The sequence below is a fragment of the Nocardioides sp. zg-DK7169 genome, from assembly GCF_013155365.1.
Lineage (GTDB): Bacteria > Actinomycetota > Actinomycetes > Propionibacteriales > Nocardioidaceae > Nocardioides.
Genome location: NZ_JABJRA010000014.1, coordinates 64,980 through 86,152, shown reverse-complemented (window position 1 = coordinate 86,152; position 21,173 = coordinate 64,980). Strand labels below are relative to the sequence as shown.

Below are 21,173 nucleotides of genomic sequence, written 5' to 3'. Positions count from 1 at the left end.
ACACGTACGGCCCAGGAAGCACCCCGGTGCTCCTGGGCCGTACGGCGTGCTGGGCCCTCAGGCGGTCGCGGCCCGCTCGGCGGCCTCAGCCGAGCGCGCGCTCGATGTCCGCAGCGATCTTCTCCGGCTTCGTGGTGGGCGAGTAGCGCGCCACCACGGTGCCGTCGCGGTCGAGCAGGAACTTGGTGAAGTTCCACTTGATCCGGTCGCTCAGCACGCCCTTCTGCTCCGCGCGCAGCCAGCGGTACAGCGGATGGGCGTCCTCGCCGTTGACGTCGATCTTGGAGAACATCGGGAAGCTGACGCCGTAGTTGCGCTGGCAGAAGCCCGCGATCTCGGCGTCGTCGTCGAGCTCCTGGTCGCGGAACTGGTCGCAGGGGAAGCCCAGCACCGTGAAGCCGCGCTCGCCGAAGCGGTCGTAGAGCGCCTGCAGGCCCTCGAACTGCGGCGTCAGCCCGCACTTCGAGGCCGTGTTGACGACCAGGACCACCTGGCCGAGGTAGTCGGCGAGGTCGATGTCCTGGCCCTCGATGGAGCGGGCGGAGAAGTCGGCGAGGGTGTGCATGGCGACAGTCTGGCGCTCACCGGCAAGCCGGTCTGGTCAGCAGCCGGCGTCAGCCGACCATGACCCCCTGGACCCGGGCGTCGGCGCCGACCTCGACGGGGTTCGCGTGCCCGTCCAGCAGCACCCGGACCCGCCGGTCCGCCACCTCCAGCAGCAGCTCGTCGTCACCGCCGTCGCCGGCCGGCTCGAGCGCCACGACCCGCCCCTGCACGACGTACTCCAGCCCGGCGACCCGCTCGAGCAGCGGCTCGGCGCCGCCGGCCTCGAGGTCCCCGCCGGCGCGCAGCACCAGCTCGGGGCGCAGCCGCCCGCGCACCCGCCACAGCAGCAGCGCGATGAGGAGCACGAGCGCGTTCAGGCCGATCGGCATCCACAGCGCGCCCGGGTTGCTGACCTCGCCGTCCACGACGTACGTCGCGGGGTGGTCGGGGCGCACCCGCACGGTCAGGGTGCCGCTCTCCTCGGCGCGCTCACCGGTCTCCTGGTCGACCTCGACGGCGTACGCCGTGGCGCCGCCGCCCTCCACCCCGGAGTCCTCGGGGTAGGTGAAGCTCACCAGCACCCCCGCACCGGTGTCGCGGGTCTCGATCACGCGGGCCGCGACGTCCTCGCCCCCGCTGCGCACCTGCTGGCGGTTGAAGGCGCCGATCAGCGTCGGCAGGTTCACCAGGACGAGCACGAGGAGCAGCAGGACCACCCCGCGGCCGAGGCGGGCGCGGCGCGGGCTCGCGAGCGGGGTCGGGGACGACATGGAGCCAGTATCCCGGCCCTGCCCCGTGGCTCAGCCGGCCGGGAGCACCACCCGGAAGGTCGATCCCCGCCCGAGCTCGGAGTCCACCTCGATCCGGCCGCCGTGGCGGTCCACGATGCGGCGCACGATCGGCAGGCCCAGGCCGGTGCCGGGCAGCGCGAGCGCGATGGGGTTCGTCGAGCGGTAGAACTCCTCGAACAATCGCTCCTGGTCCTCCGCGGAGATGCCGATGCCCTCGTCGGTGACGCACAGCTCGATCTCACCGCCGACGCGGCGCAGCGAGAGCCGCACCGTCCCGCCCTCCGGGGAGTACTTCACGGCGTTGCCGAGCAGGTTGCTGACCACCCGGTCCATCTCGTCGACGTCCACCACGGCCCGCACCGAGCGGCCGTCGTCGACCACCTCCACGTTGACGCCGCTGCGGGCCGCGGTCACCGCGTGCAGGTCGACGGCCTCGTCGACGAGGACGCGCAGGTCCGTCGGCCGCAGGGCCAGGGGCGTGTCGGGGTCGGTGACGCGCGAGAGCAGCAGCAGGTCGTCCACGACCCGGCGCATCCGGCGCGCGCCCCGCTCCATCGCGCCCAGCGAGCGCTCCACCGGGCGCGGCAGGCCGTCGACGGAGTCGAGGATCTCCAGGTGGCCGAGCACGGAGGTGAGCGGGTTCTTCAGCTCGTGGGAGACCGTGGCGATGAGGCGGGTGCGGTAGCGGTCGAGCTCGCGCAGCTCCTCGTTCGTGCGCCGTTCGCGCTCCAGTGCCCGCGCGTTGAGCACGACGCTGCCCAGGTCGTGGCCCACCGCGAGCGCGCCCGCCGCCTCCACGTCGCTCCAGTCGTGGTCGCCCTCGCGCCGGCCCAGGACCACGCAGCCGAGGCACTGGTCGGCGACGCCGATCGGCACCACCAGGATCGAGGCGACGCCGATCTCGGTCAGGTGCTCGAGCAGCGCACCCGCCTCCACGTCGTCGAGCCGCGCGAGGTTCCGCTGGCCGCGGCCGGCGAAGCTCAGGCGCTGCTCGCGCCACAGGTCGCGTGCCACCCGGCGCAGCGCGGCGGCCAGGTGCGGTGGCTCGGTGGGCACGCCCGGCGTGCGGTGCACGCGGTCCGGCCCGGGCGCGTCGTGGATCCAGACAACCAGGCCCGCGGCCTGGAACCCCTCGGTCAGCGCCGGCTCGGCCAGCGCGAGGACCCGCTCCAGGGAGGGCTCCCCGGTCACGCTGCGTACGACGGTGCGCGCCGCCTCGGCGAGCCGCATCTGGCCCGCCAGCTCCTCGCGGACCAGCTCGGCGATCACCCCGCGGGCGACCTGGGAGGCGCAGCGCTCCAGCGCCCGGCGCTGCTCGGGCGCCGGCCGCCGGCCGCTGACGGGCAGGTCGAGCGAGAGCACGCCGCGCAGGGTGCCGGCGTCGTCGTGCAGCGGCGCCACGAGCACGTCCAGCGGGTGCCAGGCGTCCGGCACGTCGAGCGGGGCGACGTCGGCGACCCACCCCCAGTCCCGCGTGCCGCCGTCCCGGCGCTCGTGGGGGACGAAGCGGACCGGTCCCCAGTCCTCGCCCTTGGCCAGCTCCTCGACGAGCCAGGGCAGCGGGGTGCGATTGCCCTCGAGCTGGCGGCGCACCTCCGGCGGCCCGGAGACGGCGACCACCTCCAGCAGCCCGTCGTCGCGCGCCACGCTGATCGCCGCGACCCGGAAGCCGGCCAGGTCGGTCACCGTCTCGGCCAGCAGCTGGAGGGTCTCGCGGTTCGCTGCGCCGGCCACCGATGCCCAGCCGTGCGCGCCCCGGTCGTCGGGCAGCCGGGCCGGGGGGATCGCGTCGACGCTCACGTCTGACAAGGGTAGGGCTGCGGGGCCCCGCCCGGGGTGGCCGTGTCGGGGATCACCGCGCCGCTGCACAGGGCCGGGAGTGACGAAGGACCCGTGACATCGGGCCCGTGACGGCCCGGAAAGGGCGTGAGAGCCTGAGGAGATCCGAGGGGGACCACCACAGCCGCGCCACCCGCCACAGCCGCCCGCACGCGCAGGCGCCGGCGGCAGGTACGCCGCCCACCGGGCGTCGAGGACGCGGGGCAGACCCGGGACCGGAGCGGCCCCGGACCCAGGAGGTACGACGTGACGTACAACAGGCGAACACGACTGGCCGCAGCCCTGGCGGGCGCCGCCCTGCTGACCGCGACCGCGGCGTGCGGCGACGACTCCGACGAGCCGGCAGCGGACTCGGAGTCCTCCTCCGAGTCGATGGATGCCTCCGAGTCGATGTCCCCGATGCCCTCGGACTCGATGTCCGGCTCGGAGGACTCGGAGTCCGAGGCCTTCGCCGAGAAGTCGGTGACCGAGATCCAGGAGGCGGTGGTCAAGGACATGCGGGCCCTGCAGTTCGTGCGGATGCAGGGACGGCTGCGCAGCGACGGGGTGGAGCTCGCCCAGGACCTGCGGCTCAGCGCCCAGGGCGACTGCACCGGCACCGTCTCCATCGACGGCGCCAAGGCCCGGATCATCGGCATCGGCGACGCGTCGTACCTCAAGGCCTCCGAGGAGTTCTGGCAGAAGAGCTCCGGGGGAGGCAGCGCCCAGCAGGCGCAGGCCCTCGTCGAGCTCATCGGCGACAAGTGGGCCAAGATCCCCGACGCCAACTTCGACGAGTTCTGCGACCTCGACGCCTTCCTCGACGAGCTGGACGACTTCGACGCCTCCGACTCGCCGGACAACGTCCAGGACGAGGTGGTCGGCGAGACGACCGTGAACGACATCCCTGCCGTCGAGCTCAAGCTGTACGACGGGCCCGAGGTCGCGACCGCCTGGGTCGGCAGCGAGGAGGGACGTCACTGGATCCTGAAGATGCGCGTCAAGGGCGGCGACGACCCGGGCGACTTCAGGTTCTCGGAGTTCAACGACGCCTTCGAGGTGAAGGAGCCCCCGAAGAGCGACGTCCTCGACCTCGCCAACCCCTCGGCCTCGCCCTCGGACTGATCCGCCGGCCGACCTCCTGCGCTCGCCCTGACCTCCGCGTGGCCGCGGTGCGCCTGCATGACCTCAGGCCCGGAAGGAGACACTGAGGACTGACACGCCCCAGACGCAGGAGGAACAACACGTGACGTACAAGAGGCGAACCCGCCTGGCCGCAGCCGTGGCGGGTGCCGTGATGCTGACCGCGACCGCCGCAGCGTGCGGCGACGACGAGGACGGCAACGACACGAGCAACGGATCCGGGGAGTCCTCCGAGAGCTTCGCCGACAAGCCGGTCGAGGAGATCCAGGACGCCGCGCTGACCGACATGAAGGCGCTCGACTCCGTCCGGATGGCCGGCACGATCACCGACGACGGCGCCGAGATGTCGCTGGACCTGCGCCTCACCACTGCCGGTGACTGCACGGGCAGCATCTCCATGGACGGCGCCGAGGCCGAGATCATCGGCATCGGCGAGGACTCCTACCTCCGCGGCTCGGAGGAGTTCTGGACGCAGAGCGCCGGCCCCGGCGGTGAGCAGCAGGCCCAGGCCATGATCCAGATGATCGGCGACAAGTGGGCGGTCGTCCCCGGCGGCGGCTTCAGCGAGATCTGCGACCTGGACGCCTTCCTCGACAACCTCGATGACGACGACGCGTCCGAGTCCGACAAGGACAAGGGCGAGGTCGTCGGCGAGACCGAGCTCGACGGCACCCCCGCGGTCGAGATCGTCTCCAAGGAGGACGACGAGGAGACCACCGTCTGGATCGGCAGCGAGGAGGACAAGCACTACATCTTGAAGATGGAGGTCGTCGGCGGCGACGAGCCCGGCGAGTTCACCTTCTCGGAGTTCAACGAGCCCCTCGACGTGCAGGCGCCCACCAAGGACGAGGTCGTCGACCTCGCCGGTCTGGGCGGCTGACCCTCAGCACCTCTCACCACCCCGTGCGACGACGGGCCGGGCGGACAGTCGAAGACTGCTCCAGCCCGGCCCGTCGTCGTTGTGCGGTGCCGTCTCGGCGGATCGAGGCACGCAGTGGCGCTCGCCACCGCGGCGTACCGACCCCGGAAACCACTCGAGGCCGGGACCCCCATCTCTGGGTGTCCCGGCCTCGGGTGCGGGGTGTTGCCCCGCTTCTGTGCGCGAGGGGGGAGTTGAACCCCCACGTCCTTTCGGACACACGGACCTGAACCGTGCGCGTCTGCCTATTCCGCCACTCGCGCTCTGAAGCGCCTTGAGATTAGCCCAGGCGCGCCGACATTCCCAAACCGGCGAACGGGTAACGAGATCGACCGACAGGGCATGGCTACGATCGGGCCGTACCCCGGCTCGTCCGGGGTCCTCGGTCTGCGGCCGTCCGCCACGGATCGCGACCGGTCCGACGTACGACCCGGGGTTCGGGCGAGAGGAGGCGACGTGCGTGGGTTGCAGCGCTTCGAGCAGCGCCTGGAGGAGATGATCTCCGGAGCGTTCGCACGCGCGTTCCGTTCCGCCGTGCAGCCGGTGGAGATCGCGGCCGCGCTGCAGCGCGAGTGCGACAACAACGCCCAGATCCTCTCCCGCGAGCGGCGCCTGGTCCCCAACGACTTCCACGTCGAGCTCGCCGGCTCCGACCTGGAGCGGCTCGCGCCGTACGACAGCGCGATGGCCGAGGAGCTCGTCGCCCAGGTCCAGCAGCACGCCCGCGAGCAGGGCTACTCCTTCCCCGGGCCGATCACGCTCTCCTTCGAGGAGGCCGAGGACCTGACCACCGGTCGGTTCCGGGTCCGCGGCCGGGTCCAGGCGAAGGTCACCGGGCACGCCTCCCCCACGCAGGTACGCCGCGCCCGCGCGTTCCTCGAGGTCAACGGGACCCGCCAGCCGCTCCAGGCGCCCGGCGTGGTCGTGGGCCGCGGGACCGACGCCGACGTGCGCATCAACGACCCCGGCGTGAGCCGGCGCCACATCGAGTTCCGGGTCGGCGAGGACGCCGGGCGCGCCGCCGACCTGCGCATCGAGGTCCACGACCTCGGCTCCACCAACGGCATGCTGGTCGACGGGCAGAAGGTGCCCCGCGCCCGGCTCCACGACGGCTCGGTGGTGCGCATCGGCACCACCACCCTGACCGTCCGGGTGGTCGAGGAGGACCACGTTGTCTGAGCTCACCCTCCTGCTCGTCAAGATCGCCTACTTGGCGATCCTGTGGATCTTCGTCCTCTCGGCCGTCTCGGTGATCCGCTCCGACATGTTCGGCGCGCGCGTCCCGGAGGCCGACCGCCGCCGCGGGCAGCGCCCGAAGAAGGAGAAGGCGCCGAAGCCGCCCAGCCGGCGGCGCGGCTCGCCCACCCACGTCCTCGTGGTCGAGGGCGCCAACGCCGGCGAGCAGGCCAGCCTCGAGGACGCCCCGGTGCTGATCGGCCGCGGCTCGGACGCCGCGATCCGCCTCGACGACGACTACGTCTCCACCCGCCACGCCCGCATCGCCGCGTCGGGCGACCAGTGGTTCGTCGAGGACCTCGGCTCCACCAACGGCACCTACATCGGGACCAGCCGGATCACCCAGCCCACCACCCTCACGCTCGGCACCCAGGTCCGCATCGGCAAGACGATCCTCGAGCTGCGCAAGTGACGTCCACCACGATGCTCCGCCTCTCCTACGCGGCCGTCTCCGACGTGGGGCGGGTCCGCAAGGACAACCAGGACTCCGGGTACGCCGGGCCCTGGCTGCTGGCCGTCTGCGACGGCGTCGGCGGCGCCGCGCGCGGCGACATCGCCTCCTCCACCGCGATCAGCCAGCTGCGCCGCCTCGACGTCGCGCCGGTCGTGGAGTCCCCCGAGGACCTCCTCGGCCTCGTCTCCGGCGCCCTGCACCGCGCCCATGACCGCATCAACGAGCTGGTCGACGAGGACGCCTCCCTCAACGGCACCAGCACCACCGCCACCGTCGCCCTCTTCGACGGCCACCGCGTCGCGTTCGGCCATGTCGGCGACAGCCGCGCCTACCTGCTGCGCGACGGCGAGCTGAGCCAGCTCACCAAGGACCACACCTTCGTCCAGAGCCTCATCGACGAGGGCCGGATCACCGAGGACGAGGCCCGCGTCCACCCGCACCGCAACCTGATCCTGCGCGCGCTGGGCGGCCCCGGCGACACCGAGCCGGACCTCTTCCTCCTCGACCTGGCCCCCGGCGACCGGCTGCTGCTGTGCAGCGACGGTGCCAGCGGGGCGCTCACCGACCCGCGCCTGGCCGCGGTGCTCGGCGACGGGACCCCGGCGTACGCCGCCGTCGAGCTGGTCCGCGCCTCCATCGAGGCCGGCAGCTCCGACAACGTCACCTGCGTCGTGGCCGACGCGGTCGACGACGACGGCAAGCCGGTCGTCGACGCCGAGGGCGAGGAGCTGAGCCCGCTGCTGGTCGGCGCGGCCGCCGAGCTGCGCCGCCGTCCCGGCCGGGCACCGATGACCGGGCTGTTCCGCGCCCACCGCACCGGCGACACCGGCGAGCTCGAGCCGGTCCCGGACCTGCCCGACGACGTGCACGCGATCCCCGCGGACCCGATCGACCCCGAGCAGGCCCGCTACGCCCCGCGCCCGCCGGACCGGCTGCTGTGGCTGCGCCGGGTGCTGGTCACCCTCGTGCTGCTCGGCCTCGGCTGGATCGCCGCCGCGGCCGCCTGGTCGTGGAGCCAGCACCAGTACTTCGTCGGCGAGCAGGACGGCCTGGTCGTGATCTTCCGCGGCCTCAACGCCGACCTGCCCGGCGTCTCCCTCTCCGAGCCCTACGAGACCACCGACGTCGCCGTCGACCGGCTCCCCGACCACCTGCGCGAGCAGGTCTCCGACGGGATGGCCGCCGACGACCGCGAGCGGGCCCGCACGATCGTGCAGAACCTCGCCGACGAGATGTCGCCGCTCGAGCCGAGCGCGTCCAGGACGGGCGGCTGAGGACGATGGCTCAGCAAGGCGCAATCATGGGTTTCGTGCACCGGCGGCGCCGGGGCGCGGAGCTCTTCCTGCTCGTCCTGGCGCTCCTCGTCGGCATCGGCGCCTACGCCGCGGTCGGCATCGGTGTGCAGGGCGAGGTCCCCGCCGACCTGCTCGGGTACGGCGGCTGGCTGGCCGGCCTGGTCATCGCCGCCCACATCGTGGTGCGCATCGTCGCGCCGTACGCCGACCCGGTGCTGCTGCCACTGGTGGCCGCGCTCAACGGCCTCGGGCTGGCGGTCATCCACCGCCTCGACCTGGCCGCCGGCGACACGACGTTCGCGCGCCAGCAACTGACCTGGATGACCGTCGGCGTGGTGCTGTTCATCATCACCCTGGTGGTGCTGCGCGACCACCGGGTGCTCCAGCGCTTCACCTACACCTGCGGCCTGGCCGCCCTCGTGCTGCTGATCCTGCCGATGGTCCCCGGCGTCGGGCGCGAGATCAACGGCGCCCGCATCTGGATCAGCGTCGGCCCGTTCAGCCTCCAGCCCGGCGAGATCGCGAAGGTCATGCTGGTCGTCGCCTTCGCCGGCTACCTGGTGCTGCACCGCGACGCCCTGGCGCTCGCCGGGCGCCGGCTGCTCTTCATCGACCTGCCGCGCGGCCGCGACCTCGGCCCGATCCTGGTCATGTGGGCGATCAGCCTCGGCGTCCTGGTCCTGCAGAAGGACCTCGGCTCCAGCCTGCTCTTCTTCGGCCTCTTCCTGGTGATGCTCTACGTCGCCACCGAACGGCCCGGCTGGCTGGTGGTCGGCGGGCTGCTCTTCTTCGCCGGCGCCTTCATGGCCGCGACCATCTTCAGCCACGTCCAGACCCGCGTCGACCTGTGGGTCGACCCGTTCGCCTACTACGGCGAGGGCACCAGCGACAAGGGCCGCCAGATCGTCGAGTCGATGTTCGGCATGGCGTGGGGCGGCCTGATCGGCCGCGGCTTCGGCGAGGGCAGTCCCTGGCGGATCTCCTACGCCGAGTCCGACTTCATCATGGCCGCGATCGGCGAGGAGCTCGGCCTCACCGGCGTGCTCGCCGTGCTGCTGATGTTCGGCCTGATCGTGGAGCGCGCGCTGCGCGCGGCGCTGATCTCGCGCGACGGCTTCGGCAAGCTGCTGGCGACCGGTCTGGCGGCGGTGTTCGCGCTCCAGATCTTCGTGGTCATCGGTGGCGTCACCCGCCTCATCCCCCTGACCGGACTGACCACACCGTTCCTCTCCTACGGAGGCTCCTCGCTCGTGGCCAACTGGGTGATCATCGCCCTGCTCCTGCGCATCTCCGACCAGGCCCGGCGCCCCGTCCCGGACCTGTCGGCGGACCCGCAGGACGGCTCTGACTCGGAGGCGACCCAGGTGGTGAAGCTGTCGTGAACAAGCCCATCCGCACGATCGCGATCTTCTGCCTCGTGCTGTTCCTGGCCCTGATGGCCAACGTGACCTACCTGCAGTACTTCCGCGCCGACAACCTCAACGACCACGCCGGAAACGCGCGGGTCTTCAACGCGGCGTACTCCCGCGAGCGGGGCTCGATCATCGTCGGGCGCGACCCGGTCGCCACCAGCCGCCCGGTCGACGACCAGTACAAGTACCTGCGCACCTACCCCCAGCCGTTCAAGTACGCCCCGCTGACCGGCTACTTCACCTACTCCTACGGCGCCAGCGGCATCGAGCGCAGCCAGAACGCCGTGCTGTCCGGCGAGGACGACCGGCTCTTCGTGACCCGGCTGGTCGACCTGCTCAGCAACGACGGCACCAAGGGCGGCAACGTCGCGCTCACCATCGACCGCGCGGCCCAGGACGCGGCGTACGAGGCCCTCTCGGCGGTCTCCGGCCGCGTCGAGGGCTCCGTGGTGGCGCTGGAGCCGCGCACCGGCAAGGTGCTGGCGATGGTGTCGCTGCCGACCTACGACCCCAACCGGCTCGCCTCGCACGACTTCAGCGAGGTCAACAAGTACTGGGCCGAGCTCAACGACGACCCCGCCGAGCCGCTGCTCAACCGCGGCATCCAGAAGACGCTGCCGCCCGGCTCGGTCTTCAAGCTCGTCACCGCCGCGGCCGCGATCGAGAGCGGCGAGTACGCCGCTGCCGACGACCTGGTCCCCGGCGGGGCGACCTACCAGCTCCCGCTGACCAGCGGCGACACCGGCCTGATCGACAACGAGGGCCGCTCCTGCGGCACCGACCGGATCCCGTTCACCCAGGCCCTGGGCCAGTCGTGCAACACGACCTTCGCCCGGCTCGCGATCGAGGTCGGCGCCGACGCGATGCTCGAGCAGGCCGAGAAGTTCGGCTTCAACCGCGACTACCTCGAGGACCTGCGCCCCCAGGCGATCTCCACCTACCCCGAGGACGCCGACGAGGCGCAGACCGGCCAGGCCGGCATCGGCCAGTTCGACGTGCGCGCGACCCCGCTGCAGATGGCGATGGTCGCCGCCGGGATCGCCAACGACGGCGTCGTCATGCGTCCCTACGTCGTCGACGAGGTGCAGTCCGCCGACCTCGACGTCGTCGCGACCACCCCGGTCGAGGAGTTCAGCGAGGCCGTCTCGCCGGCCACCGCCGCGGAGCTGACCAAGATGATGGTCTACACCGTCGACTCCGGCACCGCGAGCCCCGCCGCGATCCCCGGTCGCAGCGTCGCCGGCAAGACCGGCACCGCCCAGAGCGGCACCGACGACCCGCCGTACGCCTGGTTCGTCTCCTTCGCGCCCGCCGACGAACCGCAGGTCGCGGTCGCGGTGATGCTGGAGTCCGCCGACATCGACCGCGGCGAGATCGCCGGCGGCCGCATCGGCGGGCCGATCGCCAAGGCCGTGATGGAGGCGGTGCTGCGATGACCACCAGCCCCGGGTCCGGTCCCGGCAGCTTCGTCGACGACGCCCGGCGCTACCGCCTGGAGTCGCGCATCGCGACCGGCGGCATGGGCGTGGTCTGGCGCGCGAGCGACACCACGCTGCACCGCGAGGTCGCGATCAAGGTGCTCAAGGCCGAGTACGCCGACGACGCGGGCTTCCGCTCGCGCTTCGCCACCGAGGCCCAGCACGCCGCGGCCCTGCACCACCCCGGGATCGCGTCGGTCTACGACTTCGGCGAGGCCCACCCCGACGACGGGTCCGGCACGCCGCGGCCCTACCTGGTGATGGAGCTCGTCGACGGCCGACCGCTCTCCGACCTGCTGCGCGCCGGCCAGCCGCTCGACCCCGACGCGGCGCGCGACCTGCTCGCCCAGGCGGCCGCCGCGCTGGGCGCGGCCCACGCCGCCGGGATCGTGCACCGCGACGTGAAGCCCGCGAACCTGCTGGTCACCCCGGACCGGCGGATCAAGGTCACCGACTTCGGGATCGCGCGCGCCAGCGACAGCGTCGGGCTCACCCAGACCGGCCAGGTCATGGGCACCCCGCAGTACCTCTCCCCCGAGCAGGCACGCGGCGAGGTGGCCACCCCCGCCTCCGACGTCTACTCCCTCGGCGTGGTCGCCTACGAGTGCCTCGCCGGGCGCCGCCCGTTCCAGGCCGACACCCCCGTCGCGACGGCCCTGGCCCACCTGCGCGAGCCGGTGCCGGAGCTGCCCGGCAGCGTGCCGCCCGCCCTGGCCCGCGTCGTACGACGGGCACTGGAGAAGGACCCCGTCGCCCGCTTCCCCGACGGCAACGCCTTCGCCGCCGCGCTGCGCGACCCCGCGGCCGCGGCCGACCAGCCGACGCAGCTGGTCGGCGCCGTACCGCCCGGCGAGCAGACGCAGGTGCTGAGCACCGGCGCGACGCCGCTCCCCACGCCGACCCAGGGCACCCCGCTCGCGGACCCCGACGAGGACGAGGCGGCCAGGCGCCGTCGGATCTGGGTGCCGCTGCTGGTCGTCCTGCTGGTGGTGGCGCTCGCGGTGGCGGCGTACGTGCTGCTGAGCGGCGACAACGATGGCTCCCCCGACGACGACCGTCCGAACCGGCCGACGAACACGGCGACCCGGGAGCCGCGCGAGACGACCTCGCCGAGCGAGCGGCCCTCGCCCACCGAGACCCCGACCGAGGACGAGACGACCGCGCCGCCGACGACGAGCGCCCCGCCGACCACCGAGCCGCCAGCGCCCGAGACCGTCTCGGTCGTGGCCGGCGACTACGTCGGGCGCGACGTGGCCGCGGTGGAGTCCGCGCTGCGCGGCCTGGGCCTCGAGGTCACCCTCGAGGAGGCCGACAACCCCGGTGACCGTCCCGAGGGCGTCGTGGTCAGCGTCAGCCCCTCCGGCGACGTCGAGCGCGGCTCGCGCGTCACCGTCCGCTACTGGGGGGCACCGCCGGCCACACCGACGCAGACCCCCCGCACCCCCAGCTCGTCGGCGCCGACCGACACCACCCCTGAGCCCTCCGAGGGAGGCACCACCGGATGAGCAATCCCACCGTCGTGGGCGGCCGGTACGAGCTCGGCGAGCTCCTCGGCCGCGGCGGCATGGCCGAGGTCCGCAAGGGCGTCGACACCCGCCTCGGACGCGTGGTGGCCGTGAAGCGCCTGCGCACCGACCTCGCCAGCGACGCGACGTTCCAGGCGCGCTTCCGGCGCGAGGCGCAGTCGTCGGCCTCGCTCAACCACCCCTCGATCGTCGCGGTCTACGACACCGGCGAGGAGCCCGCGGCCGACGGGTCGGGGGTATACCAGCCCTACATCGTGATGGAGTACGTCGCGGGCCGCACGCTGCGCGAGATCCTCCGCGAGGGCCGCAAGATCCTGCCCGAGCGCGCCCTGGAGTTCACCAGCGGCGTGCTCTCCGCGCTGGACTACAGCCACCGCGCCGGCATCATCCACCGCGACATCAAGCCCGGCAACGTGATGCTGACGCCGTCCGGCGACGTCAAGGTGATGGACTTCGGCATCGCCCGCGCCATCAGCGACGCCTCCTCCACGATGACCCAGACCGCGGCCGTCGTCGGCACCGCGCAGTACCTCTCCCCGGAGCAGGCGCGCGGCGAGACCGTGGACTCGCGCTCGGACGTCTACTCCGCGGGCTGCCTGCTCTACGAGCTGCTCACCGGTCGCCCGCCGTTCGTCGGCGACAGCCCGGTCGCGGTGGCCTACCAGCACGTGCGCGAGCAGCCCCGGCCCCCGTCGGACCACGACACCGACCTGCCGCCCGAGGTCGACGCGATCGTGATGAAGGCGCTGGCCAAGCGGCTCGAGGACCGCTACCAGTCGGCCGCCGCGATGCGCAACGACATCGAGCGCTACCTCGCCGGCAACCCGGTGCAGGCCACCGTGCCGCCGCCGCTCCCGGACACCGCCCCGACCGCGGTGGCCGGCGCGCCGGTCCCCGACCCCACCGCCGAGCGCCCCGCGCTTCCGGAGGCCGACGAGCGTCGCGGCCGCGGCGGCGTGATCGCCGCGGTGCTGCTGGTGCTCGCGCTCGTGGTCGCCGGCCTCGTGCTCTGGCCGCGGATCTTCCCCGGAGCCCCGCCCAAGGAGGCGGTGCCCGACCTGCGCGGCATGACCGAGAACCAGGCCCGCACCGCCATCGGCGAGGCCGGCCTGGCGGTGGGGCCGATCGACACCGCGCCCCACGACACCGTGCGGCCCAACCGGGTCATCCCCGGCACCCAGGACCCGCCGGCCGGGCGCTACGTCGACCCCGGCACCACCGTCACCTTCACCGTCTCCACCGGCAAGCCCGAGGTGGCCATCCCCGGGGACATCGTCGGCACGACCAGCCAGGAGGCACGCAGCCGGCTGCTCGAGCTCGACCTGGTCCCGGACCTGCAGGAGACCGAGTCCGACGAGCCCGCCGACCAGGTGGTCCGCACCGACCCGGTCCCCGGCGAGCAGGTGCAGACCGGCACCACCGTGGTCGTCTACTACTCCGACGGCCGCGAGCAGGTCCCCGACGTGGTCAACGACCGTCAGCGGATCGCGGAGCAGAAGATCAAGGAGCGCGGCTTCGTGCCCAAGGTGGTCCGCTCCGACGACACCCGCCAGCCCGCGGGCACGGTGATCGCGCAGGACCCGCCCGCCGGCCAGGAGGCCGACGACGGCGCGAGCGTCTACATCACCGTCTCCAGCTACGTGGAGCCGAGCGAGACGCCCGACCCCTCGCCCAGCGGGAGCCCGACCGACGAGGGCGAGGACCCCGAGGACCCGGAGACCGAGGTCCCCAGCGGCGTGCCCAGCCTGCTGGAGCGTCTGGACCAGGCGACCCTCAGCGGATCGGCTCGGCGTACGACAGGTCGAGCAGGCCGTCGTACGCCGGGGCCGTGACCTCGTCCTCCAGCTGGAGGTCCCAGCCGATCGCGATGTCGGGGCGCTCGGCCTGGGCGCGGTACTCCTTGAGGTACTCGTCCTCCTGGATCGCGGTGATCAGCTCGCCCTGGTCGCCCACCGCGGTGATGGTGTACGGCGGGGAGTAGGGGCGGCCCTGCAGGGTCACCGAGTTGCCGATGCACTTGATGCCGGTGGTGGAGATGATCCGCTTGCCCTGGACGGTGACGGCCTTGGCGCCGCCCTTCCACATGGCGTTGACGACCGCCTGGATGTCCTGCTGGTGGACCAGGAACCAGTTGACGTCCAGACCGCTGTCGGCGTTCTCCGCGGCCTCGTCGGCGAGGCTGGGGTCGCTGTCGGTCAGGGTCACGGTCACGCCGGCGCCGGTCTGCGGGACCATGCCGGCGGGGTCCTTGAGCTCGTCGATGCGACCGCGGTAGCGGTTCACGTTGCGGTCGTCGACGCTGACGGCCAGCGCGTCGATGTCGGCGTTGAGGCGGTCGACCCGCTCCTGCAGGCGCTCGTAGGCCCGCGACTCCGAGGCGACGAGCGAGGCGAGGTCGGTGTAGCGCCCCGGGCGCAGGTCGGTCCCGTCGCTGTTGTCCGCGCTCACGACGAACAGTCCGCCGCACAGCAGGACGACGATCGGGGTACCCAGCGCCCACACCCGGAACGGGCGCCGTTGCCAGCGCCGTCCCGAGGGCTGGGGCGCCTCGGACTCGTGCTCGGCAGGCCGGTGCGGCCTCGCGTGGGTTCCAGATGTCACGACCACTAAGGTAGCCCGGGACCGGTGGGCCGACCCCACGGCAGTGACGAACGAGGAGCCACGCGTGTCGAAGTCGAAGCCGAACAGCAACCTGGTCGATCCCACCGCGGGACCCAGGTTCTCGGTGCGGTTCCTGGTGTCGCTCGCGGCGATGGTGCTCGGGATCGCCTGGATGGCGTACTACTACCTCGCTGTGCGCGCCGAGACCGGCGACCCGGGCTCCCCGGCCTTCATGGCCGACCTCGGCGACTGGAACTACCTGATCGGCTTCGGGGCGATCTTCCTCGGCCTGATCCTCGCCGCGCACCCCTCGACGCCGCTGGGCCGCGGCCGGGGCGTGGTGGTCGGCATGCTCGGCTGCTTCCTCGTGGGCCTGGTGTGGATCTGCCTGTTCTACATCTTCAGCAACGACCTCTCCGACCTCCCGGTCTTCAACGACCTGGGCCAGAAGAACCTCTTCGTCGGCATCGGCTTCATGGCCGTGGGCTTCGCCTACGCGACCAAGTGGGAGTAGTCCTCCCCCCTCGCTGAACCCTTCACCGAACGAACGGCCCGTCGCTCAGCGGCGGGCCGTTTCGCGTTCCCGGAGGGCCCGGCCTGTGCACATCCAGAGTTATGCACCGCGGTGGAGAACCCTGTGGAGAACTACATCCGTGTAGTTATCCACATGTCATTGCACAGGTGTGGACAGATTTCCCCAGCCTCCACATCGCCACCCCCGGCCTCGCCTGCCCTTTCGCAAGGTTGTCCACAGCTGGGGACAGACCTGGGTACGACGCACCCACAGGCAACCCCCTCCCCACCCCCTCCTGTGGACAACTCTCCCCCGAGTCGGCTCCAGTGGTCCCCCGAGTCGGCTCCAGTGGTGCGCCGAGTCGGGGCTTGTGGTGCGCCGAATCGGGGCTTGTGGTGCGCCGAGTCGGCGCTTGTGGTGGGGAGCCGGTCGGTTCGGCGAATGCGGGGCGTGGTGGGGCGTCGATCCCTAGGGTCGCCACATGCCTCGAGGGGACACCGAGAACGCCTTCCAGAGAGCCGCGGCGGACGACGGCATCGCGCTGGTGCGCGCCCGGGTCCCCTGGCTGAACCAGCGGGGGCATCTCGGCCTGCCGGACGCCGCCGCGTCGGTCGTCCCCGCTCTGCGCAGCATCTTCCTCGCACTCGGCGGCAACGAGCCGGAGCAGGCCGCCAAACGGCTCACCGCGCTACCGGGAGACTTCGTCCACCTCGAGTCCATGACCTTCATCGAGGTGGACGAGCACCAGCACTTCACCACCCGGCGCCTCGCAACGCTCGACCTCTACCCCGAGAACGCCCCTCTCGCCTTCGACCTCGAGGAGTACGCCGCGCTCTGCCACGAGTGGTCCTCCCGCGCCGACCGCTATCGCCCGGGCAAGGCCGCCATCGCCTTCGGCGCGAACCGACGCCAGGCGCAGCGCGCCTATCACGACGCGCTGCGCGACCTGGTCGTCCCCGCCCTGGGCCATCCACCGCTCGTGCGCGTCGCCGCGCCGGAACGGGACGGCTCCCTGGCGTACGCCCGCATCCGCGACCGGTTGGCGGCGCTACGGAGCTGAGCGCGCGGCGTACGCCGCCTCTCGCGCCACAAGCCCCGACTGGGCGCACCACAAGGGCCGACTCGCCGCACCACAAGGGCCGACTCGGCGCGCCACACGGGCCGACTCGGCGAAGAGCGGGGGGTGGTCAGGCGAGGAGGGCGGCGCGGGTGGCGATGAGGCCGAGGACGACCACGGTGACGGCGGAGAGGCCGAGGACCTGGACGCGGGCGCGCGAGGGGCCGCGGGGGGCGTAGACGAGGATCGCGGCGACGACGGCGCCGACGGCGAAGCCGCCGAGGTGGCCCTGCCAGGAGATGTTGGGGGCGATGAAGGTGATCGCGACGTTGATGCCGATCCACAGCATCAGCTGGGACAGGTCGCCGCCGACCTTGCGGATCACGATCAGCAGCGCGCCCATCAGGCCGTAGATCGCGCCGGAGGCGCCGAGGACGCCGCCGTACTCCGCACCGAGCCACATGACGGCCGCGGACCCGCCGAGGGCGCTGAGGAGGTAGAGCGCCACGAAGCGCGCCCGGCCCAGCAGGGTCTCCAGCTGCGGGCCCAGGACGTAGAGGGCCAGCATGTTGAAGCCGATGTGGAAGATCTCGACGTGGGTGAAGGCGCTGGTGAGTACCTGCCACACCGCGCCGGACGCGACACCGGGGAGCCACTCACCGCCGGCGACGTCGGCGCACTGGGCGCTGCTGATCGCGAAGCCGCCGCGGTCCTCGACCGCGCACACCCCGTTGGGGCGCAGCATCAGCCAGTCGAGCAGTCGGCTGCTTCTCCACCCGGTGAGGATGATCGCGGCGTACACCGCGAGGTTGATCCCGATCAGGGTGAGCGAGACGACCCCCGGTCGCCCCGGTCGTACGCCGCCGTACGTCGTGCGCGCCTGGCGCGTCGTGCGCGCCCCCTCGGCGACGCAGTCGGGGCACTGGAAGCCCACCGCGGCGTCGTTCATGCAGTCCGGGCAGATCGGTCGCCCGCACCGCTGGCAGCGGATGTGCGACTCCCGGCCGGGGTGCCGATAGCAGACGGGCACCCCGGCCTGGGGAGTCGACGAGTCGCTCATGAGCGGGTCTGCGAGGCCTCAGGCCTCGACGATCTCGACCTTCTCGATGACGACCGGCTCGGCCGGGCGGTCGCCGGGGCCGGTCTTGGTGGTCGCGATCGCGTCCACGACGTCGCGCGAGGCCTGGTCGGCCACCTCGCCGAAGATCGTGTGCTTGAAGTTCAGCCACGGGGTCGCGCCCACGGTGATGAAGAACTGCGAGCCGTTGGTGCCCGGGCCGGCGTTCGCCATCGCGAGCAGGTAGGGCTTGTCGAAGGTGAGCTCGGGGTGCGGCTCGTCCTTGAACGTGTAGCCGGGACCGCCGGTGCCGGTGCCGAGCGGGCACCCGCCCTGGATCATGAAGCCGTCGATGACCCGGTGGAAGCCGAGGCCGTCGTAGAACGGGCCGGTACGGCCGTTGCCGGCGTCGTACTTCTTCTCGCCGGTCGCCAGACCCACGAAGTTGGCGACCGTCTCGGGTGCGTGGTCGGGGAAGAGGTTCAGGACGATGTCGCCCCGGTTGGTCTTCAGGATGGCCTGCTGCTGCGCCATGGCTGCCCTTCTGATGGTGCCGATATCGATGGATGGGCCGGCGCGTTGGATCCGTACGCCGGCTGGGTACTACTGGGCACGAACGGCTCACGTCGCTCGTCGCGCCGTCGATCCTTGCACGCCAGCCCAGCGCCCGGCCCGGAAGGTCGATCCAGGGCAGGCGGCTTGCGCGACGTGGTCGAATGGCAGCACCGAACGAGAGGAAGTGACGCGATGCGTCTCCGCAAGAAGAAGTCCCTTCTCGAGCAGGCGACCGAGAGCGTGGAGTCCTACGTCGGGGTGGTGCGTCCTCAAGTCGAGCAGGCCGTCGCCCACGCACGCGGGGCAGTTCACGACTTCGTCGACGACACCGCTCGGCCCACGATCGCCGACGCGCGTGCGAAGGCCGGGCCCGTCCTCGCGGATGCCCGGGAGAAGGCCGTCGCCCAGGCCCTCGAGGCCAAGGACAAGGCCGGTCCCGTGATCGCCGACGCCCGCGCCAAGGCCGCCCCGGTGATCGCGTCCGGCGTCGCGCTGGCCAGCGAGAAGGCGGCCGCGGCCAAGAGCGCCGCCGACGTCAAGCTCGCGGAGCTCACCGCCACGGAGCCGCCGCCGGAGAAGAAGGGCGGCAGGCTGCGCAAGGTCGCGCTGGTCGCGCTCGTGGCCGGCGCCGCCGGGTTCGTGGCCAAGAAGATCCAGGCGGGTCGCACCGACAGCTGGCAGTCCTCCTACGTCCCGGCGCCGCCGCCGGCCGGGCCCACCTCGCCGCGTGCCCCCGGTGCGCCGAAGGTGACCCCCGAGGACGACGCGGGCGGCGCGTCGCCCGACGAGGCCCTCGCCGACCAGGCCGAGGCCCCGCACACGCCGACCACGCCGGACGCCCCCGCCGAGGTCGTCGACCTCGACGAGCAGCGCCGCTCCTGACGGCACCCGGACCGGCCGGAGGACTCGCCGCCTAGCGGCGCAGCTCCTCCGGCCGGTTCTGCTCGATCCAGGCGTCCACGCGCTCCCACCAGGCGTAGAGCCAGTCGATGCGCTCCTCGCGACCGAGCGGGATCTGCTCGCGCGGCACCTGCCACCACCGCATCACGATCTGCTTGTCCATCGGCAGCGCGCGCCACACGTCTCCCACCGTCAGCAGGTGGTCGAGCCCGGTGTGGGCCACCAGCACGACGTCGGCGTCCGGCGCGGCGTCGAGCGCGGCCAGGAAACCGCCCGGCCGCGGCGCCAGCACGTGGGTCATCGCCGCCGCCCGGCGCGCCATCCGGTGCATCCCGAGCCGTTCGAGGCGCGCGATCGCCCGGTCGCGGCGCTCCGGGGTGAAGTTGCCCCCCTCGGGGAAGATCACGAACGCGTCGTTCTCGTCCAGGCCCTCGGCCAGCGAGGCGATCTGCGCCTCGAGGTCCTCCCCCGCCCGCGGGTCCGGCGAGATGAACCGCGCGGGCACCCGCCGCAGCACCACGTCGATCGCCGGGTCCCAGGCCAGGGTGTCCTTGAGGACCACCCGCGGCTCGCGGGAGTACCAGTGCATCAGCGCGTGCAGCAGCGTGAAGGAGTCCCCCGGCCCGGCGTGACGGCAGCAGACCAGGATCGGTACGCCGGGGTGCGCGTCCGGTGTCGGGCCGTCGGTCACGATCCGCAGCCGCAGCACCCGGCGCGCCTCGGTGAAGAAGACCCACAGCACGCCCTGGACCAGGTCGTAGTGCACCCCCTCCCAGTACGGCGTGCGCAGCCGCGCCCCGAAGCCCGAGGCGATCCAGAAGCCCAGCAGCACCAGCAGGAGCAGGCTCTCCATGGTCAGGTAGACCAGCGCGAGCCAGGCCACGCGCAGCGCGCGCCAGTGGCCCGGCAGCAGCGGCGAGAGCGCGATCGTCACGAGCAGCCACGCCGGCGCCGCCACCCAGAGCAGCCCGGTCAGGGCGAGCACCAGCGGCGCGAGCACCCAGCGCCGCAGCACCCAGGTGCCGAGCGTGCGGGCGCTCACTCGAGGCCGTCGAGATAGGCGGCCGCGGCCCGGTGGTTCGCCTCGATGCGCTGCTGCACGGTGGAGAAGTCGAAGGCCGAGCGCAGCCGGTCGTCGCGCTCGGAGGTGCCCGCGACCGGCAGCACGTGGGCGACCACGCCGTCGGGCAGCTCCTCGAGCTCGCGGTGGAAGCGGTGGCGCCGGGCGATCTCGAAGGAGACCCGGGCGACCTCCCAGGGCCGGCGCGGCACCGGCAGCGGCCGGTCGCTGCGGCCCACCTGGAGCACGAAGATCCGGGTCGCCCCGAGCCGGGCCGCGCGCCCGAGCGGGATCGAGTTCACGATGCCGCCGTCGAGGTAGTGCTCCTTCCCCACCCGCGCCGGCGGCAGCAGGCCGGGCACGGCGGCGCTCGCCATCACCGCCTCGACCACGGGCCCGCTGTCGAACCAGTGCTCCGCGGCGCGCTCGATGCTCGACGCGCACACCTGGAAGGGCACCGCGAGCTCCTCGAACGTGGTGGCGCCGAGCTCCTCGCGCAGCCGCCGCTCGAGCGGTTCGGAGGAGTAGACGTGGGTGCCGGTGGTGACGGCACGGCGTACCGCCTCCAGCGGGCGCCCGCCGTACACCTCACGGCCGGGGTCGTTGGCGGTGCGCCACAGCTCGGTGAGCCGCTCGACCACCGTGAGGCTCGGGTCCTGGGCGACCAGCGCGCCGTTGACGGCGCCGATGCTGGTGCCCAGCACCAGGTCGGGGCGCAGGTCGCGCTCCAGCAGCGCCCGCAGCATCCCGACCTCGACGGCGCCGAGCACGCCACCACCGCCCAGCACGTAGGCGGTGGTCATGGCGCGGC

20 protein-coding genes and 1 tRNA gene are annotated in these 21,173 nt (G+C 72.7%); 12 read left to right on the top strand and 9 right to left on the bottom strand.

Annotation, left to right across the window (positions count from 1 at the left end):
• Nucleotides 1-85 precede the first annotated feature (85 nt).
• The 3 genes from HOQ23_RS18805 to HOQ23_RS18795 are packed head-to-tail and all read right to left on the bottom strand — an operon-like array spanning nucleotide 86 to nucleotide 3,137.
• Nucleotides 86-565, bottom strand: coding sequence for a glutathione peroxidase (locus HOQ23_RS18805; RefSeq protein ID WP_172216802.1), 480 nt, complete (start codon nucleotides 563-565; stop codon nucleotides 86-88).
• Between the two features lie 49 nt (nucleotides 566-614).
• Nucleotides 615-1,316 carry a DUF3592 domain-containing protein gene (locus HOQ23_RS18800; RefSeq protein ID WP_172216800.1) on the bottom strand — a complete coding sequence of 234 codons (702 nt, stop codon included), beginning with the start codon at nucleotides 1,314-1,316 and terminating at the stop codon, nucleotides 615-617.
• A 30-nt stretch (nucleotides 1,317-1,346) separates the two neighbouring features.
• Nucleotides 1,347-3,137 carry a GAF domain-containing sensor histidine kinase gene (locus HOQ23_RS18795; RefSeq protein ID WP_172216797.1) on the bottom strand — a complete coding sequence of 597 codons (1,791 nt, stop codon included), beginning with the start codon at nucleotides 3,135-3,137 and terminating at the stop codon, nucleotides 1,347-1,349.
• 285 nt (nucleotides 3,138-3,422) lie between these two features.
• On the opposite strand from HOQ23_RS18795, the gene HOQ23_RS18790 reads away from it, so the two are divergent.
• Together HOQ23_RS18790 and HOQ23_RS18785 are read left to right on the top strand one after the other, a co-directional pair.
• Nucleotides 3,423-4,280, top strand: coding sequence for a hypothetical protein (locus HOQ23_RS18790; protein WP_172216795.1), 858 nt, complete (start codon nucleotides 3,423-3,425; stop codon nucleotides 4,278-4,280).
• Between the two features lie 121 nt (nucleotides 4,281-4,401).
• A complete protein-coding gene (locus tag HOQ23_RS18785; protein ID WP_172216793.1) occupies nucleotides 4,402-5,178 on the top strand; it encodes a hypothetical protein in 777 nt (258 codons plus the stop codon).
• A 218-nt stretch (nucleotides 5,179-5,396) separates the two neighbouring features.
• On the opposite strand, the gene HOQ23_RS18780 is transcribed toward HOQ23_RS18785, so the two are convergent.
• Nucleotides 5,397-5,480 (bottom strand) — tRNA-Leu (locus HOQ23_RS18780).
• 193 nt (nucleotides 5,481-5,673) lie between these two features.
• On the opposite strand from HOQ23_RS18780, the gene HOQ23_RS18775 reads away from it, so the two are divergent.
• Genes HOQ23_RS18775 through pknB form a run of 7 tightly spaced genes read left to right on the top strand, consistent with a single transcriptional unit; the run spans nucleotide 5,674 to nucleotide 14,450 of the window.
• Nucleotides 5,674-6,396 (top strand): FHA domain-containing protein, encoded by a 723-nt coding sequence (locus HOQ23_RS18775; protein WP_172216791.1) that lies wholly within the window; start codon nucleotides 5,674-5,676, stop codon nucleotides 6,394-6,396.
• Nucleotides 6,389-6,865 carry an FHA domain-containing protein gene (locus HOQ23_RS18770; protein WP_172216789.1) on the top strand — a complete coding sequence of 159 codons (477 nt, stop codon included), beginning with the start codon at nucleotides 6,389-6,391 and terminating at the stop codon, nucleotides 6,863-6,865. Before HOQ23_RS18775 ends, HOQ23_RS18770 begins: the two co-directional genes overlap by 8 nt.
• Entirely contained in the window at nucleotides 6,862-8,181 is a 1,320-nt protein-coding gene (locus HOQ23_RS18765) for a PP2C family serine/threonine-protein phosphatase (RefSeq protein WP_367650578.1), read from the top strand. Before HOQ23_RS18770 ends, HOQ23_RS18765 begins: the two co-directional genes overlap by 4 nt.
• 26 nt (nucleotides 8,182-8,207) lie before the next feature.
• Nucleotides 8,208-9,584, top strand: a complete 1,377-nt coding sequence (locus HOQ23_RS18760) for an FtsW/RodA/SpoVE family cell cycle protein (protein ID WP_253945695.1) — start codon at nucleotides 8,208-8,210, stop codon at nucleotides 9,582-9,584.
• Nucleotides 9,581-11,050 carry a penicillin-binding transpeptidase domain-containing protein gene (locus HOQ23_RS18755; protein ID WP_172216786.1) on the top strand — a complete coding sequence of 490 codons (1,470 nt, stop codon included), beginning with the start codon at nucleotides 9,581-9,583 and terminating at the stop codon, nucleotides 11,048-11,050. The genes HOQ23_RS18760 and HOQ23_RS18755 overlap by 4 nt, the downstream gene beginning before the upstream one ends.
• Nucleotides 11,047-12,597 carry a serine/threonine protein kinase gene (locus HOQ23_RS18750; RefSeq protein WP_172216784.1) on the top strand — a complete coding sequence of 517 codons (1,551 nt, stop codon included), beginning with the start codon at nucleotides 11,047-11,049 and terminating at the stop codon, nucleotides 12,595-12,597. Before HOQ23_RS18755 ends, HOQ23_RS18750 begins: the two co-directional genes overlap by 4 nt.
• Nucleotides 12,594-14,450: a Stk1 family PASTA domain-containing Ser/Thr kinase gene (pknB, locus tag HOQ23_RS18745; protein WP_172216782.1), complete on the top strand. Its 1,857-nt coding sequence runs from the start codon at nucleotides 12,594-12,596 to the stop codon at nucleotides 14,448-14,450. Before HOQ23_RS18750 ends, pknB begins: the two co-directional genes overlap by 4 nt.
• Here pknB and HOQ23_RS18740 read toward each other — a convergent pair.
• A complete protein-coding gene (locus tag HOQ23_RS18740; RefSeq protein WP_172216780.1) occupies nucleotides 14,392-15,219 on the bottom strand; it encodes a DUF881 domain-containing protein in 828 nt (275 codons plus the stop codon). The genes pknB and HOQ23_RS18740 overlap by 59 nt on opposite strands.
• A gap of 64 nt (nucleotides 15,220-15,283) precedes the next feature.
• On the opposite strand from HOQ23_RS18740, the gene HOQ23_RS18735 reads away from it, so the two are divergent.
• Both HOQ23_RS18735 and HOQ23_RS18730 read left to right on the top strand, forming a co-directional pair.
• Nucleotides 15,284-15,733 carry a cell division protein CrgA gene (locus HOQ23_RS18735; protein ID WP_367650577.1) on the top strand — a complete coding sequence of 150 codons (450 nt, stop codon included), beginning with the start codon at nucleotides 15,284-15,286 and terminating at the stop codon, nucleotides 15,731-15,733.
• Nucleotides 15,734-16,214: 481 nt separating this feature from the next.
• Nucleotides 16,215-16,793 (top strand): hypothetical protein, encoded by a 579-nt coding sequence (locus HOQ23_RS18730; protein ID WP_172216778.1) that lies wholly within the window; start codon nucleotides 16,215-16,217, stop codon nucleotides 16,791-16,793.
• Nucleotides 16,794-16,920: 127 nt separating this feature from the next.
• Here HOQ23_RS18730 and HOQ23_RS18725 read toward each other — a convergent pair whose 3' ends face one another.
• Nucleotides 16,921-17,739, bottom strand: coding sequence for a rhomboid family intramembrane serine protease (locus tag HOQ23_RS18725; RefSeq protein ID WP_253945694.1), 819 nt, complete (start codon nucleotides 17,737-17,739; stop codon nucleotides 16,921-16,923).
• A gap of 129 nt (nucleotides 17,740-17,868) precedes the next feature.
• Nucleotides 17,869-18,381 (bottom strand): peptidylprolyl isomerase, encoded by a 513-nt coding sequence (locus HOQ23_RS18720; protein WP_172216774.1) that lies wholly within the window; start codon nucleotides 18,379-18,381, stop codon nucleotides 17,869-17,871.
• Nucleotides 18,382-18,594: 213 nt separating this feature from the next.
• On the opposite strand from HOQ23_RS18720, the gene HOQ23_RS18715 reads away from it, so the two are divergent.
• Nucleotides 18,595-19,284 (top strand): hypothetical protein, encoded by a 690-nt coding sequence (locus HOQ23_RS18715; RefSeq protein WP_172216772.1) that lies wholly within the window; start codon nucleotides 18,595-18,597, stop codon nucleotides 19,282-19,284.
• A 31-nt stretch (nucleotides 19,285-19,315) separates the two neighbouring features.
• Here the strand turns inward: HOQ23_RS18715 and HOQ23_RS18710 are convergent, their stop codons facing one another.
• Together HOQ23_RS18710 and HOQ23_RS18705 are read right to left on the bottom strand one after the other, a co-directional pair.
• Nucleotides 19,316-20,344 carry a 1-acyl-sn-glycerol-3-phosphate acyltransferase gene (locus HOQ23_RS18710; RefSeq protein ID WP_172216770.1) on the bottom strand — a complete coding sequence of 343 codons (1,029 nt, stop codon included), beginning with the start codon at nucleotides 20,342-20,344 and terminating at the stop codon, nucleotides 19,316-19,318.
• Nucleotides 20,341-21,165 (bottom strand): patatin-like phospholipase family protein, encoded by an 825-nt coding sequence (locus tag HOQ23_RS18705; RefSeq protein ID WP_172216768.1) that lies wholly within the window; start codon nucleotides 21,163-21,165, stop codon nucleotides 20,341-20,343. Before HOQ23_RS18705 ends, HOQ23_RS18710 begins: the two co-directional genes overlap by 4 nt.
• Nucleotides 21,166-21,173: the final 8 nt, after the last annotated feature.

What these genes read in the sequence shown, in the direction of transcription:
- HOQ23_RS18730 (WP_172216778.1), top strand. Translation starts at nt 16,215, where the DNA reads ATGCCTCGAGGGGACACCGAGAACGCCTTCCAGAGAGCCGCGGCGGAC.
- HOQ23_RS18705 (WP_172216768.1), bottom strand. Translation starts at nt 21,165, where the DNA reads ATGACCACCGCCTACGTGCTGGGCGGTGGTGGCGTGCTCGGCGCCGTC.
- HOQ23_RS18760 (WP_253945695.1), top strand. Translation starts at nt 8,208, where the DNA reads ATGGGTTTCGTGCACCGGCGGCGCCGGGGCGCGGAGCTCTTCCTGCTC.
- HOQ23_RS18725 (WP_253945694.1), bottom strand. Translation starts at nt 17,739, where the DNA reads ATGAACGACGCCGCGGTGGGCTTCCAGTGCCCCGACTGCGTCGCCGAG.
- HOQ23_RS18715 (WP_172216772.1), top strand. Translation starts at nt 18,595, where the DNA reads ATGCGTCTCCGCAAGAAGAAGTCCCTTCTCGAGCAGGCGACCGAGAGC.
- HOQ23_RS18800 (WP_172216800.1), bottom strand. Translation starts at nt 1,316, where the DNA reads ATGTCGTCCCCGACCCCGCTCGCGAGCCCGCGCCGCGCCCGCCTCGGC.
- pknB (WP_172216782.1), top strand. Translation starts at nt 12,594, where the DNA reads ATGAGCAATCCCACCGTCGTGGGCGGCCGGTACGAGCTCGGCGAGCTC.
- HOQ23_RS18720 (WP_172216774.1), bottom strand. Translation starts at nt 18,381, where the DNA reads ATGGCGCAGCAGCAGGCCATCCTGAAGACCAACCGGGGCGACATCGTC.
- HOQ23_RS18805 (WP_172216802.1), bottom strand. Translation starts at nt 565, where the DNA reads ATGCACACCCTCGCCGACTTCTCCGCCCGCTCCATCGAGGGCCAGGAC.
- HOQ23_RS18750 (WP_172216784.1), top strand. Translation starts at nt 11,047, where the DNA reads ATGACCACCAGCCCCGGGTCCGGTCCCGGCAGCTTCGTCGACGACGCC.